This is a genomic window from Lapillicoccus sp. (assembly GCF_025353065.1).
Lineage (GTDB): Bacteria > Actinomycetota > Actinomycetes > Actinomycetales > Dermatophilaceae > Lapillicoccus.
In genome coordinates this window covers 1-14,652 of the sequence record NZ_JANXRJ010000291.1, presented here as the reverse complement: position 1 = coordinate 14,652, position 14,652 = coordinate 1, and the positions used below count along the sequence as shown (strand labels likewise).

The window sequence follows — 14,652 nt, the reverse complement described above, 5'->3', positions numbered from 1 at the left end:
CAGGATCACCCTGCTGCGGGCGCTACCGTGCGCGGCCGATGAGTTTCCGGGACAAGGACGGTCAACAGCAGCATGGACACCACGAGCACGGGATACGTCGACGTCAACGGCCTGCACATGTACTACGAGGAGTACGGCCCCCAGGATGGCTCGCCCCTGGTGCTGCTGCACGGCGGCATCCTCACCATCGACCTCAGCTGGGCGACCGTCATCCCCGAGCTGGCTACGCGTCATCGGGTCATCGGGATCGAGATGCAGGGGCACGGGCGGACGGCAGACACCGATCGGACGATGAGCCCGGCCGTGCTCGCGACCGACGTCGTCGGGCTGCTCGACCACCTCGGCATCGACCGGGCGCACGTGATGGGCCACAGCTTCGGCGCCGCCGTCACCCTCGAGCTGGCCGTGTCCCATCCCGACCGGGTGCGCTCCATCGTGCCGATCTCGGCGACCGTGCGACCCGAGGGGATGCACGAGGACTTCAGCGACCCGGCCAAGATGGCGACCTCGACCCTCATGCCGACGCAGGACGACTTCGTCGCGATGAAGGAGGTGTATGCCCGTCTGTCACCGCACCCGGAACACTTCGACGAGTGGCTCGGCGCGGTTTCGGCGTCGGCCGCCGACCTCCGGGGCTGGTCCGACGAGCAGCTCGCCGCCATCACTGCGCCCACGCTCATCGTCATGGGCGACCGCGACTTCGTCACCGTCGAGCACGGGGCCCTGATGCTCGAGCTCATCCCCGGGTCCCAGCTCGCGGTCCTGCCGGGCACCACCCACATGGCGGCCAGCACCCGCGACGACCTGCTCATCCCGATGCTCGCCGCCTTCCTCGACTGAGGTCCGGTCGGCATAAAGGCCACCAGCCGGAGGTTGTCGGGGCCATGACCCACAACAGCTACGACTTCAGCGGGAAGAGCGTCCTCGTGACCGGCGGGGGGAGCGGCATCGGCAAGGCGATCGCACTCGCCTTCCTGGACAACGGGGCCAACGTCACCATCTCCGGGCGCACCGAGGACAAGCTCCTGGCGGCCCTCGAGGGACAGCCCGGAGAGCGGTCGATGGCGGTGGCCTCCGACGTCGGTGACCCGGACGCCGCGGCCGCCCTGGTGCGTGCCGTGGTGGAGCGGTTCGGCGCCCTCGACGTCCTGGTGAGCAACGCCGCGGCTTACGCCAGCGGGGACTTCGTCGACCTGGGGCTCGAGCAGTGGCGGCGGATCAGTCGCACCAACATCGACGGCTTCGTCTACCTCGCCCGGGAGGCCCTGCCGGAGCTCGAGCGCGTCGGCGGCAACCTCGTCGTGACCTCGTCGGTCTCGGCGATGCGCGGCGACTGGGGACAGGCGATGTACAACGCGAGCAAGGCCGCGGTGCTCAACTTCGTCCAGTCGTTGGCCCTCGACTACGGCAGCCGCGGGGTCCGGATCAACGCGGTCGCGCCGGCCTTCACCATCACGGAGCTGACGGAGGGCCTGACGCACGACGACGCCCTGATGGCGAAGGTCAACAACCGCGTGGCCCTTGGTCGGCCCGGCCGACCCGAGGACGTCGCACCTGCGGTGCTGTTCCTCGCGAGTGCCGACGCGGCATACATCACCGGCTCGACCCTCGTCGTGGACGGGGGGACGACGGCCTCGACGGGGCAGTCCCACATCGAGTAGGTGCTGCGTCGGGGGTCCGCGGACCGGTCAGCCGAGCTGGGCCTGCCAGTCGCTCGGGACCCGACCGGCGGGACCCGGGACCGGCTGGTCGAGAGGGTGGCTCGTCGGTGGGGCCAGGTCCACACCGTTCGCCATGTCGTCGGTGCGGTAGTCGTAGAACCAGTCCTCGCCGGGCTCGAAGCTGGTGATCACGGGATGCCCCGAGGCCTCGTGGTGCTTCGTCGCGTGGTGGCTCGGGGAGCTGTCGCAGCAGCCGACGTGACCACAGGCCGCGCACCGGCGCAGGTGCACCCACCAGCCGCCGGCCGCGTCGCACTCCACGCAGCCGGCCCCGCTCGGGGCGATGGCGGGATCGATGTCCGGGAGGTCGGCCGCGGTGGTCATGGTGCTGACTGTAGGACCCGTTCTTCGCCTCTGGGGGTCGAGCCCCCGACCACGTCGATGTTGCTGACGGACCCATCATGAGCATCGTGAGGAAGACAGGAAGATGATAATCTTCCTCTATGGCCCTGAACATCAAGGACGCGGCGACCGACCGAGCGGCGCGCGAGCTGGCCGACCTCACCGGAGAACCCATCACCACAGCCACCCGGATAGCGATCGAGGAGCGACTGGTGCGCGTTCGGGCACAGACGCTGCGTGCCGACCCCGATGCGCTCCACGCCATCATTCTCCGGGGCCGCGCTCGCGCCACTCTCGACGGGAGGACCGACGACGAGATCCTGGGTTACGACGCGGACGGTCTGCCGGGCTGACGCATGATCGTCGACTCGTCAGCCCTCGTCGCCGTCGTCCTCGGAGAGGACGATGCCAACCGGTTCCTCAGCGCCATGACCGGATCCGTCGCCGTGTCCGCTGCATCCCTCGTCGAGACCACCATGGTGGTCGAGTCGCGCCAAGGACCCGACGCCACCCGTGACCTGTCTCTGCTCCTCGACGGCCTGCATGCCGAGATCGTCCCCGTCGATCACGCGCAGGCGATCGCGGCCGCCGCCGCGTGGCGGCGTTTCGGCAAGGGACGTCACCCGGCGGCGCTGAAATACGGCGATAGCTTCGCGTATGCCTTGGCGCAGGTGCGCGGGGAGCCTCTGCTCTTCAAGGGCGACGATTTCCACCAGACCGACATCGCTTCCGTCCTGTGAGTTCCGCCCTCACCTCTCAGGCCCCCGCGGCAGACGTCCAGAACTCGGCCATCAGGCTCGAGGGGACCGGGCTGTCCGTGGCGCGCTGGGTCAGCAGGATGGCGATGTCGCCGGTGGCGGGGACGAGGTGGGCCGAGGTGCCGGTGTCGCCGACCCAGCCGTAGCGACCCGGGACGACCCACGGGTCGATGGGGTCGACGTCGACGCAGCCGCCGTAACCCCAGCCCTGTCCGTCGAGGAAGAGGCGACTGGCGGCCCGCTGGGCCGGGGTGAGGTGGTCGGTCGTCATCAGGCGGACGGCGTCGGATGACAGCAGCCGGATCCCGTCGACCTCTCCTCGCCCCGCCAGCATCCGGTTGAAGGCGAGGTAGTCGTCGGCGGTGGAGACGAGTCCCCCTGCGCCAGAGGGGAACTCGGGCGTTCGAGCCCACTGACCGTCCGGGCCGTCGACCAGCTCCAGACCCACATCGGTGGCGCGGTAAGAGCTCGTCAGCCGGGTGACGGCTGCGGTCGGCACGACGAACCCCGTGTCGACCATGCCGAGGGGCTCGAAGACCCGCTCGGCGAAGACCTGGGGGAGGGACTGACCGGTCACCCGCGCGACGAGGACGCCCTGCAGGTCGGAACACGTGTTGTGGAGCCAGCACTCGCGGGGCTGGTGGACGAGGGGGACCTTCGCGAGCTTCTCGAGCCAGACATGCGCGGGGTATGCCGCCACCTCGCGGCCAACGGGCTGGACGGCCAACAGCGCCTGCACCGCCGGCCAGTCGAAGGCGTCGGGGAAGCCCCACCCGGCCCGCGACTCCAGCAGGTCGCGGACCGTGATCGCCCGCGCCGCGGGGACGAGGTCGTCGAGCGGGCCGTCGGGAGTGCGCAACATCATCGGGGAGGTGAGCTCGGGCAGCCAGGTGTCGACCGGGTCGTCGAGCCCGAGCAGCCCGTCCTCGACCAGCATCATCACCGTCGCAGCGGTGATCGGCTTGGTGATCGAGGCGATCCGGAAGATGGAGTCGCGGGTCATCGGCGTGGTGCCTTCGGCGTCCTGGCTCCCGACGACCTCGACCTCGACCCTGGCGCCAGCGTCGGCGTCGGCGTCGTGGGTCAGGAGGGCGACGGCCCCGGGCACGGCGCCGGAGTCGACGTGCGGCTGGAGGAGGTCGAGGAGTGCGGTCATGACGTTCGCTTCCCGAGCGGTGGTCCTGATGGTGGCTGCGGTCCGCGCCGAAAGTCATCGGGCTCGCCGCACCCGGGGCCGCTCACCCGGCATACGGACCGGGCGTGTGCTTGGCTCGGGGCATGGACCCCGTGAACCAGTGGCAGGCCGCCTACGACCGCGTGCGGCTCGTGGTGGCCGACCTCGACGACGAGCGGCTCGCGACCACGGTGCCGGCCTGCCCGGACTGGAGCGTGCGCGACCTCCTCTCGCACATGGTCGGTCTGGGCGCCGACGTCCTCGCCGGCAACGAGCCGGAGGACCACGACCCGGCCTGGACCGCGGCCCACGTGACTGCGCGCCGCGACCACGGGGCGGACGAGCTCCTGGCCGAGTGGGCCGAGGTCGCCCGCCCCCTGATGGCGTTGATGCGCGAGCACGACAGCCGACCCCTCAACGACATCGTCATCCACGAGCAGGACCTGCGGGGCGCGCTCGGGCTGCCAGGAGGGCGTGACAGCAAGGGTATTGCCATCGTCCGAGACCGGATGGCGGCACGCTTCGGCCGCACCATCAACGGCTTGCCGCCGATCGCGCTCGTGCAGAACGACGGACCGACAGACTCCGGATGGGTCTGGGTGTCCCACGGAGACACCGCGGACGACGGTGCCACCGGGGCGCGGGTCGTGGTGCGGGCCTCCGGCTTCGATCTCTCGCGCGCCCTGACCAGCCGTCGCACGGCGGACCAGCTGCGGGGCTGGGCGACCCGGGGCGACGTGGGCCCTTATCTCGAGGCCTTCGCCCTGCTCGGTGACCTCCCGGAGGAACCGCTGGCCGGCGAGGGTTCGTAGGGCGGCCCCTTCGTCGAGAGGTCACCAACGGTCGTGGGGAGCGGCTGCAATCGACCAGTTCTGACCTCTCGATCGGTGCTCGACACGTCGGACCGACACAATGACCGCGTGGAGGTCATCATCACCGACAGCGCCGAGGCGACCGGCACGATCGCGGCCGAGGCGATCGAGCGGTTGTATGCCGCGAAGCCCGCTGCCGTCCTCGGCGTCGCAACCGGCTCGAGCCCGCTGGCGATCTATGCCGACCTCGGTCGGCGGGTCGATGCCGGCACCTTGAGCCTGGCGCAGGCCAGCGCCTTCATGCTCGACGAGTACGTCGGGCTGGCGGCCGACCACGCCGAGCGCTATCGCACCGTCATCGAGCGCGAGCTCGTCGCCCGCGTCGACATCGACAGCGGTCGGGTCCATGGCCCGGACGGCGCGGCGAGCGACCTGCGCGGGGCGTGCGCGGCATACGAGGAGGCGATCCGCGCCGCGGGAGGGGTTGACCTGCAGATCCTCGGGGTCGGGACCGACGGGCACATCGCCTTCAACGAGCCCGGCTCGTCACTGGCCTCCCGCACCCGGATCAAGACCCTGACCAGCCAGACCCGGCGTGACAACGCGCGTTTCTTCGGGGGCGATGTCGAGGCGGTCCCGCGGCACTGCCTGACGCAGGGCATCGGGACCATCATGGAGGCCCGGCACATCGTGCTGGTCGCCACCGGTCGACACAAGGCCGAGGCGGTCCACCACCTCGTGGAGGGGTCGATCTCGGCGATGTGGCCGGCGACGATCCTGCAGATGCACCCGCACGCGACGGTCGTCGTCGACCAGAGTGCGGCCTCCCGGCTGCAGCTGGCGGGCTACTACACGGAGACCTACGAGGCGAAGCCGGACTGGCAGGCCTTCTGAGCCGGGATGGCGGCTCTCACCTGGGGCGCGCGGCATACCTGGGCGGTACCACGAACTCGGGGCGGGCGCGGCATGCCTGGGGCGCGCGGCATACCCGGCGCCAAAGGTGCCCTGTCGCGAGCATCCCTGTCCGCGAGGGATCGAGAGGTCACGTCAGGTCGTTCCGACCCCCTCAATCCGACCGAAGGTGACCACTCGCGCCAAGAGGCGCGACCGTCCCGACCCCTGACGCGAAAGGTGACCTTTGGCAGAGCCGTCCGGCGACGACAGCCGAGCCGGACCTCAGCACCGCCAGACCTCAGCACCGCCAGACCTCAGCGCCGCCGGACCTCAGCGCCGCCGGACCTCAGCGCCGCCGGAAACTCAGCGCCGCCGGAAACTCAGCGCCGCCGGAAACTCAGCGCAGGTCGGCCATCAGCGGGCAGGCGAAGGGATCGCGCTCGGACAGGCCGACGGTGTTGAGGTAGCGCACGACGATGCCGTAGGACGCGGGCAGGCTGACCTCGGTGTAGGTGATGCCGTGCTCCCGGCAGAAGGCCTCGACGAGCGGCTTGGCGCGCTTCAGGTTCGGCCGCGCCATGCTCGGGAACAGGTGGTGCTCGATCTGGTAGTTCAGCCCGCCCATCGCCGAGTCGACGAACCAGCTCCCCCGGATGTTGCGGGACATCACCACCTGGCGCTGCACGAAGTCGAGCCGCATCCCGCGCGGCACGATCGGCATCCCCTTGTGGTTCGGCGCGAACGAGCCGCCGAGGAGCACGCCGAAGACCGCCAGCTGGAGGCCGAGGAAGGCGACCGCCTTGGACGGCGGCAGGAAGACGAAGAGGACTGCGACGTAGCCGACCAGGCGGACCGTCAGCAGGACCGCCTCGAGGAGGCGGTGGGGGAGGTCACGGCGCTCGATCAGGGTGCGGATGCCGGCGACGTGGAGGGCGAGGCCCTCGAGCATCAGCAGGGGGAAGAAGAACCAGCCCTGGTGCCGGGTGAACCAGCCGGCGAAACCGGGGATGGCTGCGCGGGCGGTCGCCAGCTCAGGCGTGAAGGCGAGCACGCCCGGGGCGATGTCGGGGTCGGTGTCCAGCTGGTTGGGGCTGTTGTGGTGCTTGTTGTGCTTGTGCACCCACCAGCCGTGGCTGAGGCCGATGAAGAGCGTCGAGATGATGCGGGCGCTCCAGACGTTCCAGCGCGAGGAGGCGAAGATCTGCCGGTGCGCCGCGTCGTGCCCGAGGAAGCCGAACTGCGCGAAGATGACCGCCAGACCGGTCGCCACCAGCAGCTGCAGCCACGAGTCGCCGAGCAGCGCGAACGCCACTCCGAGCAGCCCCAGCGAACCGAACAGGATGGCGGCGTAGACCCAGTAGAAGCCCAGCCGCCGGCGCATGAGGCCGTGGTCGCGCATCTGCTGGAGCAGCACGGCATACGTGCTGACGTGGTCCCGGGCCCGCGTCCGGGCGCGGGGTCGGCGGTCCTCGCCGCCGTCCTCCATCGTCATTGCCGTTGGCTGTGAAGCCACCGTTACACCTTCTTCCCGCGTGGTCCTGCGCGACGGTCGCATGGGCCGGGGTCTCGGGCGCGGCATGCTGGTGCACAGAGTGGACCACGGACGGAGCGGCCCGCGCTACCGCCCGGGAGGGTGACGCGCGTGTCGGCCCGTGCCGATGTCCGGCCCACACCCAACTGCAATCAGATCGTCAGCATCCTCCGACCCCTGAGGACGCAGGCGATGGCTACCGTGCGGGACATGACGGACACTTCCCTCCCCACGTGCACGGTCGCTCCGGGACCGGTCGCGAGGTCCGCGCGAGAGTGGCAGCAGCAGCACCCCACTTGGCTGTATGCCGGCCTGCTCGCCGGGACGGTGGCGGATCGGACCTCCACGAGCCACGAACGCCACGAGGTGGCGGTGGACGAGATCGGGACCGTGCCGCTGCCCGACGGCCGCCTCGTCGCGTGCGACCCCTACGTCGGGGGCGCCGGTGCCGCGCCCTTCCGGACGCTGCTGCCCAGGGGCAAGCACCCGGCATACCTCGCGCGGACGCGGATCACCGACGACCACTGGCGTGTCATGGCGGTGGTCCTCGCGACGGGGCCAGGGCCGGTGTCGAGCTGGTCGATGGGCCGGGTCGGCGAGGAGGTGCTGCCGACGAAGGCCGGGGAGTACACCGGGTTCGGCGTGGACGCCGGTACCGGTTGTCTCGCCAGCCCGTTGGCCATGCCCGACGTCGCCGAGGTGCTGGACGACGATGAGGGGATGCTCGAGGACCCCCTGTCGGTGACGGTCTTCGAGTCGGACCTCGACGCCGGCGTCGTGGCGCCCAGGCCCGGCGCCCTCCCGGTCGCGGTGTTCTCGAGCGGCTGGGGCGACGGGGTCTACCCCACCTGGCTCGGGCTGGCCGCCGACGGGTCCGTGGCCGTGGCGATGGTCGACCTCATGGTGCTGAACGACCCCTTCGCCTCACCCGAGGACGAGCTCGAGACCGCGGCGCCCTCACCCGGTCGCGGCGGGTTCTGGACACGGCTGCTCGGCCGGCGCTGACGCCCGGGGCGTGCACAGGGGTCATGGCGCATGATGGATTCATGAGACGACCCATGTTGATCGCGATCGGGGTCCTGCTGGTCCTCATCGGCGCGCTGTGGACACTGCAGGGACTGAACTACGTCGGCGGCAGCGCCATGAGCGGCAAGACCTTGTGGGCGATCATCGGGCCGATCGTCGTCATCGTCGGTGCCGTCCTCGGGTGGCGCGGCCTCGGCAAGCGCGGCGTCGGCAACCGGCCGACCTGACCCCACTCGACTCAGCGTCGAGCCGCTCCACTCCCCGTGCACGGGGAGTCAACCTGGTCGACTCGGAGTCAAGTGGTGCACCGTTAGTCCATGGGGTTGTCCCGCGACCGACCCTGTGGATGACGGCGGACGGGTGTCGGCCACAGTGCCTAGCATTGGGGTGTCGTCGGTCCCGATGAGACGACCGCACGCGTAGCAACAGGAGGTGTCGTGGACTTCAGTCATCCGGTCGTCGCCGACGCCCTCATCGACCTCGACGACGACGACCTCGAGTCGATCGCCGGGCCGGCGACCCTGGCCCGGGGGCTGATCTACGCCAAGCGCGGTCACGTCGTCGTCGTGACGCCGAGCGCCGACGGGGCCAAGCTCACGGGCGTGGTCCACGGCAGCCGTGGGCAGGACTACCGCACCACCGTGTGGCTCGAGCCCGACGACACGACCGACCTGACCTACTGGCACAGCACCTGCACCTGCCCGATGACGCAGCACTGCAAGCACACGGTGGCCCTCGTCGCCGCGGCCCGGGCCCGGCTCGGTGGGAGCGTGCCGGGGCTGGCCGCCGCGTCCGAAGCCGCGGCAACCACCGACACCGGGCGCGCGGCCGTCACGAGCGCACCCACAGGCCGGCTGAGGGGCGCCGGCTGGGAGGCGTTGCCCGAACCCGACTGGGAGCAGGTGGTCGCGGGCCTGGCGCCGCAGGAGGAGGAGGCGCCGCGGCATACCCGTGTCGCACTGCTCATCGAGCCGGTGGCCGGGCCGGGGAGCCGCCAGCGCTTACAGCTGCGGCCGCTCGCGCGCGGCAAGCAGGCCTGGGTGCGCAACGTCGTCACGTGGACCAACATCGAGCACGACCGGACCAACCGCGCCCAGCTCGACCCCGACGAGCGGCGGCTGCTCACCGACCTCGCCCAGACCTACCAACGGAGGAACCGGAAGTACTACATCGGTGCCTCCGACAAGATCCACGTCGACGACCTCGGGCCGGGTTGGTGGGCGACGCTGTCCGAGCTGGTGCAACGCGGCATACCCCTGGTCGCCGACGTCGCCGACCACGGCGAGGTGCACCTCATCGAGGGGAGCATCGGGTTCGTCCTCGACGTGCAACGGGACCCGGCGACGGGGGACGCCCGACTGACACCGCTGCTGGCCCATCCGCCCGAGATCGAGGAGGTCGTCGCCGACGGCGCCCCTCCCCCGGTGCTCATCGGGGACCCACCCTTCGGCGCGTTCGCCGTCGACGGGGCCGATCTGCTCCTCGCCCGCCTCGACCCGCCGCTCGACCGCAACCAGGCGCGCTTCCTCGCCCTCGGCAACGTCCGCATCCCCGCCCACGACGTCGACCGGTTCCTCGCGACCCACGCCCCCGGGCTGCGCCGTCAGGTCACCCTCGTCTCGTCGGACGGCAGCATCGACTTCCCCGAGCCGGTGGCGCCGACGCTGGGGCTGACCGTGACCCACCTTCCCGGCCACCGACTCGTCCTGTCGTGGCACCTGCGATACCACCTCGGCGAGCAGACGGCGATCGTGCCGCCCGACGCCGTCGGCTCGGCCGGCGTGCCGCGCGACCCGGCCGTGGAGCGCGAGCTGCTCGTCGGGCCCGAGGTGATGACGCGGCTGCCGGGCTCCCGCATCGTGACGGGCGGCCGCCCCCGACTCGTCCCGGTCGTGCGCCTGACCGGGCTCTCGATGCTGCACTTCCTCGACGACGTCCTCCCCGCCCTCGAGGACGACCCTGACATCACGGTGGTCGTCGAGGGGGAGCGGCTCGACTACGCCCAGGCCGAAGAGGCACCGGTCGTGCGTCTCACGGTGACCGACCCAGGCCGCCCTGCAGCCGGCGTCGGAGCGGGCGGCACCGACTGGTTCGACCTCGGCGTGGACGTCACCGTGGGCGACCAGAAGGTGCCGCTCGCGACGCTGCTCACGGCGCTGACCCACGGCGAGGGGCACGTCATCCTCGACAGCGGCACCTGGTTCCGCACCGACACGCCCGAGCTGGAGGAACTGCGGCGGCTGCTCGAGGAGGCCCGGGCGATTCAGGACGACCCGGATGCCCCCATCCGGCTCACGCCCTACCAGGCCGACCTCTGGGCCGAGCTCGTCGAGCTGGGCGTCGTCGCCGAGCAGAGCGAGCGGTGGTCGACGTCGGTCGCCGCCCTCGGCGGACGCGACGGCCTCCCGACCCCCGTCGTGCCCGCGGGCCTGCGGGCCACCCTCCGGCCCTACCAGGTGGAGGGCTTCGAGTGGTTGACCCGCCTGCGCCGGGCCGGGCTGGGCGGCATCCTCGCCGACGACATGGGGCTCGGCAAGACCCTCCAGACCCTGGCGATGATCCTCGACGTCCGCGCTGAGGACCCCTCTGCCACACCGGTGCTCGTGGTCGCACCGACGAGTGTCCTGACGACCTGGGAGGGCGAGGTGGCGCGCTTCTGCCCCGACCTGCGGGTGGTCACCCTCGGCGCGACCAGCCGCAAGCGGGGCACGTCGGTCGCCGCCGCAGTGGCGGGAGCCGACCTCGTCCTCACCTCGTATGCCGTGTTCAGACTCGATGCTCCCGGCTTCCGGGAGATGTCGTGGACGGCGCTCGTCCTCGACGAGGCGCAGTTCGCCAAGAACCACCAGTCGCTCGTGCACCAGTGCGCGCGACGGCTGCCGGCCCGGGTCAAGCTCGCGATCACCGGGACACCGATGGAGAACAACCTCATGGAGCTGTGGTCGCTCCTGTCGATCGTCGCGCCCGGGCTGTTCCCCAGCCCGACGCGCTTCAGCGAGCTCTACCGACGGCCGATCGAGAGCGGCGCCGCGCCGGAGCGGCTCGAGATCCTGCGCCGCCGGATCCGCCCGGTGGTCCTGCGCCGCCGGAAGGAGACGGTGGCGACCGAGCTGCCGCCGAAGCAGGAGCAGATCATCGAGGTCACGCTTTCTCCGAAGCACCGCCGGATCTACGACACCCACCTGCAGCGCGAGCGCCAGAAGCTGCTCGGGCTGCTCGCCGATGCCGACCACAACCGGATCGCGATCTTCCGCTCCCTCACCCGGCTGCGGCAGCTGAGCCTCGACCCGGCTCTGATCGACCCCGAGCACGAGCAGGTCGGCTCGGCCAAGCTCGACACGCTCCTGGAGATGGTGGAGCCGATCATCGCCGAGGGGCACCGGGTGCTGGTCTTCAGCCAGTTCACCTCCTTCCTCGCCCGGCTGCGCACCCGGCTGGGCGCGGCGGGCATCGACCACGCCTACCTCGACGGCTCCACCCGTGACCGGGCCGCGGCGATCTCGACCTTCCGCGACGGAGCCGCCCCGCTCTTCCTGATCAGTCTCAAGGCGGGCGGCTTCGGCCTCAACCTCACCGAGGCCGACTACGTCTTCCTGCTCGACCCCTGGTGGAACCCCGCCGCCGAGGCCCAGGCCATCGACCGCACCCACCGGATCGGCCAGGACAAGCACGTCATGGTCTATCGCCTGGTGTCGGCCGACACGATCGAGGAGAAGGTCGTGGCGCTGCAGAACCGGAAGCGCGAGCTCTTCGGGCAGGTCATCGACGGCGGCGCGCTCCAGAGCGGCACGATGACGGCCGACGACATCCGCGGGCTGCTGCTCCCGGACTGAGCCCGGGCGTGACTACCCGGGCAGCTCATCGACATCATTGATGTCGTGTGTTGCGCATCAGTGATGCCGTACGGTGTAGTGGTGCGCACCACAGTCAATCTCACCCCCGACATCGAAGCCGAGCTGGCGCGTCTCCGGCGGGAGCAGGGTCTGGGCACCAGTGAGGCCCTTGTCCTCCTGGCCCGGCGCGGCCTGAACCAGCCCGAGGTCCCCACGCCGTTCCGGCAGCGCACCGCCTCCGTCGGCGCCCGCGTCGACGTCACCAACATCGGCGACGTGCTCGAGATCCTGGACGACGAGTGATCGTCGACGACGAATAATCCTCGACGCCAATGTGCTCCTCTGCGCCGTCGACGAGAGCGCCGCGCACCACCTGACGGCGAAGGCGTTCCTCGAGCGTCACCTCAACGGCAACGTGCGGATCGGCCTTCCGTGGCAGAGCCTCTCGGCCTTCCTGCGCATCTCGACCCATCCCCGGATCATGAGCGCCCCGCTCACCGGAGACGCGGCCGCCGGATTCGTGGAGGACTGGCTCGCAGCGCCGACGAGCTGGCTCCCCGACGTCACGACCACGACCTGGGTGATCCTCCGCGACCTCATCAAGACACACGGCGTCACCGGCAACCTCGTCCCCGACGCGCAGCTAGCCGCACTCGCGATTCAGTACGGCGTGCCCGTGGTCAGCGCCGACACCGACTTCGGTCGCTTCCGCGGTGTCGCGTGGGACAACCCCTTCGCCTGACGCCGGGAGCGGGTTCAGCCGGCCAGGGCGCCGTTCAAAACCGGGCAGCTGACGGGTTCTTTGCGGACACCAGCGATCGGCACCCTGGTCGACCGGCACTCACCGTGACGAGTCGCCGGTGCTGCGACTGGTCGCGGTGGACGCGACCAGCCAAAGAATTACCTCTGGGGGCCCATGAGGGGTGATTCTTTGGCTGGTCAACGGCCCCCCGACTCGCTCAGCCCCTCGCCGTCATCACGATCGGGTCGCCCTCGGTGATCGCGATCGTGTGCTCCACGTGCGCCCCCCGGGAGCCGTCCGCGCTGCGGATCGTCCACCCGTCGGGGTCGAACACGATCTCGTCGGTCGACCCGAGGAACCACGGCTCGATCGCGATGACGAGACCCGGCTGCAGCTTGTAGCCCCGACCGGGACGACCGTCGTTGGCCACGTGCGGGTCGCCGTGCATCGTGCGCCCGACCCCGTGGCCGCCGAACTGCAGGTTGACCGAGAGGCCGTGACCGCGGGCCACCGCCCCGATCGCCGCGGAGAGGTCGCCGACCTTGTTCCCCGGCCGGGCGACCGCGATCGCCGCGTCGAGCGCCTCCTGCGCGGTCGCGATCAGCGCCAGGTCGTCCGGCCGCGGCGTCCCGACGACCACGCTCACGGCCGAGTCGCACACCCACCCGTCCACCGAGCAGGCGAAGTCCAGGCTGACGAGGTCGCCGTCCCGCAGCCGGTAGCGGTGGGGCAGGCCGTGAAGGACCGCGTCGTTGACCGAGGTGCAGAGCACCTTGCCGAACGGCATGGCGCCGAAGGAGGGGTGGTAGTCGATGTAGCACGAGGTCGCGCCCCGCTCCCGGATCATCGCGTGCGCCAGAGCGTCGAGCTCGAGCAGGTCGACGCCGACGTCCGCCACCTCGGCGAGCCTGGTCAGCACCGAGGCGACGAACCGGCCGGCGGGCCGCATCTCCTCGACCTGGGTGGGCGTGAGCAGCTCGATCATCAGAGGTTTCCCAGGACCCGGGTGACGTCGACGAGCACGGCGACCCGGGCGGGGTTGACCGACGGCTGCCGGTAGCGCGCGGCATACCGGGTCACGGCGTCGGCGACGACCTCCGGGTCGCGCTCGACGACCGCCCGACCCTCCAGGCTCAGCCACCGGCGTCCCTCGACCTGGCAGAGCACGACCGGCCCGCCGCCCTCGAGGTTGCGCACCTTGCGGCTGGTGCCGTTGGTGATGACCCGCGCGATGCCCGTCGCCGGGTCGAAGGTGAAGGCGATGGCGACGACGTGCGGCGAACCGTCGGGGCGCAAGGTCGTCATCGTCGCGAGGTGCCGCTCGGTGAGGAACGTGACGGCGTCAGGAGGGAGGTGGCGAGGGTCGAGTCGGGGAGCGGTGTGCGGCACCACGCCAGTCTCGCCCATGCTCAGTTGAGGCTCGGTGGCCCCCCGGGCAAGGTGCCCATCACCCCGAGGCTGGCCTCGAGGGCGGTCTCCCGCTGCACCATCCGTAGCGCCACGCCGAGACGGGTGGCCGTGTCGACGCTGGCGAGGAGCAGCTGCGCGTCGGCCGGCGCGAGGTCGAGCGCCCGGGCCGCCCAGTAGGACAGGCCGGTCGGGTCGGACGGCGGCTCGCTCGGCAGCATCCCTCGGCGGGCGCGGTAGTCCCGGATCGCGACGGTCAGCTTCGAGGAGATCCTCGACACGCGCGTCACCAGTGAGAGTTTGCGTAGGCAGGTGTCGTGATGGCTCCCGTTGCCGGCTCTCGGCACTCGTTCACCGCCGGCAATCGCGACGAGGAGGGGCGACTCTTCCTCACCGAGCGCGAGCCCTACGG

Annotated in this window: 17 protein-coding genes; 11 read left to right on the top strand and 6 right to left on the bottom strand. The window is 70.9% G+C overall.

The window, feature by feature from the left end; translation table 11 throughout:
* Window positions 1-72 precede the first annotated feature (72 nt).
* Window positions 73-840 carry an alpha/beta fold hydrolase gene (locus tag Q0R63_RS21175; protein ID WP_295701879.1) on the top strand — a complete coding sequence of 256 codons (768 nt, stop codon included), beginning with the start codon at window positions 73-75 and terminating at the stop codon, window positions 838-840.
* A 44-nt stretch (window positions 841-884) separates the two neighbouring features.
* Window positions 885-1,661 carry an SDR family oxidoreductase gene (locus Q0R63_RS21170; protein ID WP_295701877.1) on the top strand — a complete coding sequence of 259 codons (777 nt, stop codon included), beginning with the start codon at window positions 885-887 and terminating at the stop codon, window positions 1,659-1,661.
* 27 nt (window positions 1,662-1,688) lie between these two features.
* Here Q0R63_RS21170 and Q0R63_RS21165 read toward each other — a convergent pair whose 3' ends face one another.
* Window positions 1,689-2,045 carry a UBP-type zinc finger domain-containing protein gene (locus tag Q0R63_RS21165; protein WP_295701875.1) on the bottom strand — a complete coding sequence of 119 codons (357 nt, stop codon included), beginning with the start codon at window positions 2,043-2,045 and terminating at the stop codon, window positions 1,689-1,691.
* A 119-nt stretch (window positions 2,046-2,164) separates the two neighbouring features.
* Here Q0R63_RS21165 and Q0R63_RS21160 point away from each other — a divergent pair, with 119 nt between their 5' ends.
* Entirely contained in the window at window positions 2,165-2,416 is a 252-nt protein-coding gene (locus Q0R63_RS21160; protein ID WP_295701873.1) for a type II toxin-antitoxin system VapB family antitoxin, read from the top strand.
* Window positions 2,417-2,419: 3 nt separating this feature from the next.
* Entirely contained in the window at window positions 2,420-2,803 is a 384-nt protein-coding gene (locus tag Q0R63_RS21155; protein WP_295701871.1) for a type II toxin-antitoxin system VapC family toxin, read from the top strand.
* Between the two features lie 16 nt (window positions 2,804-2,819).
* Here Q0R63_RS21155 and Q0R63_RS21150 read toward each other — a convergent pair whose 3' ends face one another.
* Window positions 2,820-3,977, bottom strand: a complete 1,158-nt coding sequence (locus tag Q0R63_RS21150) for a serine hydrolase domain-containing protein (protein WP_295701870.1) — start codon at window positions 3,975-3,977, stop codon at window positions 2,820-2,822.
* A gap of 122 nt (window positions 3,978-4,099) precedes the next feature.
* Here Q0R63_RS21150 and Q0R63_RS21145 point away from each other — a divergent pair, with 122 nt between their 5' ends.
* On the top strand, window positions 4,100-4,807 hold the full coding sequence (locus Q0R63_RS21145) for a maleylpyruvate isomerase family mycothiol-dependent enzyme (RefSeq protein ID WP_295701868.1): 708 nt from the start codon (window positions 4,100-4,102) through the stop codon (window positions 4,805-4,807).
* Window positions 4,808-4,915: 108 nt separating this feature from the next.
* The gene (gene nagB, locus Q0R63_RS21140) at window positions 4,916-5,701 is read left to right on the top strand and encodes a glucosamine-6-phosphate deaminase (RefSeq protein WP_295701866.1); all 786 of its coding nucleotides are present in this window, start codon (window positions 4,916-4,918) and stop codon (window positions 5,699-5,701) included.
* Window positions 5,702-6,098: 397 nt separating this feature from the next.
* On the opposite strand, the gene Q0R63_RS21135 is transcribed toward nagB, so the two are convergent.
* Window positions 6,099-7,214: an acyl-CoA desaturase gene (locus tag Q0R63_RS21135; protein WP_295701864.1), complete on the bottom strand. Its 1,116-nt coding sequence runs from the start codon at window positions 7,212-7,214 to the stop codon at window positions 6,099-6,101.
* 228 nt (window positions 7,215-7,442) lie between these two features.
* Between Q0R63_RS21135 and Q0R63_RS21130 the strand changes: the two genes are divergently transcribed.
* The 5 genes from Q0R63_RS21130 to Q0R63_RS21110 all read left to right on the top strand — a co-directional run bounded on the left by Q0R63_RS21130 (window position 7,443) and on the right by Q0R63_RS21110 (window position 12,833).
* Window positions 7,443-8,237 (top strand): DUF4241 domain-containing protein, encoded by a 795-nt coding sequence (locus Q0R63_RS21130; RefSeq protein WP_295701862.1) that lies wholly within the window; start codon window positions 7,443-7,445, stop codon window positions 8,235-8,237.
* 41 nt (window positions 8,238-8,278) lie between these two features.
* Window positions 8,279-8,485, top strand: coding sequence for a hypothetical protein (locus tag Q0R63_RS21125; protein ID WP_295701860.1), 207 nt, complete (start codon window positions 8,279-8,281; stop codon window positions 8,483-8,485).
* A gap of 210 nt (window positions 8,486-8,695) precedes the next feature.
* Entirely contained in the window at window positions 8,696-12,091 is a 3,396-nt protein-coding gene (locus Q0R63_RS21120) for a DEAD/DEAH box helicase (RefSeq protein ID WP_295701858.1), read from the top strand.
* An 81-nt stretch (window positions 12,092-12,172) separates the two neighbouring features.
* The gene (locus Q0R63_RS21115) at window positions 12,173-12,394 is read left to right on the top strand and encodes a CopG family transcriptional regulator (RefSeq protein WP_295701856.1); all 222 of its coding nucleotides are present in this window, start codon (window positions 12,173-12,175) and stop codon (window positions 12,392-12,394) included.
* Window positions 12,395-12,407: 13 nt separating this feature from the next.
* Window positions 12,408-12,833: a TA system VapC family ribonuclease toxin gene (locus Q0R63_RS21110; RefSeq protein WP_295701904.1), complete on the top strand. Its 426-nt coding sequence runs from the start codon at window positions 12,408-12,410 to the stop codon at window positions 12,831-12,833.
* 217 nt (window positions 12,834-13,050) lie between these two features.
* On the opposite strand, the gene map is transcribed toward Q0R63_RS21110, so the two are convergent.
* Genes map through Q0R63_RS21095 form a run of 3 tightly spaced genes read right to left on the bottom strand, consistent with a single transcriptional unit; the run spans window position 13,051 to window position 14,530 of the window.
* Window positions 13,051-13,818 carry a type I methionyl aminopeptidase gene (map, locus tag Q0R63_RS21105; RefSeq protein ID WP_295701854.1) on the bottom strand — a complete coding sequence of 256 codons (768 nt, stop codon included), beginning with the start codon at window positions 13,816-13,818 and terminating at the stop codon, window positions 13,051-13,053.
* A complete protein-coding gene (locus tag Q0R63_RS21100; RefSeq protein ID WP_295701852.1) occupies window positions 13,818-14,222 on the bottom strand; it encodes a TIGR03618 family F420-dependent PPOX class oxidoreductase in 405 nt (134 codons plus the stop codon). Before Q0R63_RS21100 ends, map begins: the two co-directional genes overlap by 1 nt.
* A gap of 20 nt (window positions 14,223-14,242) precedes the next feature.
* Entirely contained in the window at window positions 14,243-14,530 is a 288-nt protein-coding gene (locus tag Q0R63_RS21095) for a hypothetical protein (protein WP_295701850.1), read from the bottom strand.
* Window positions 14,531-14,652: the final 122 nt, after the last annotated feature.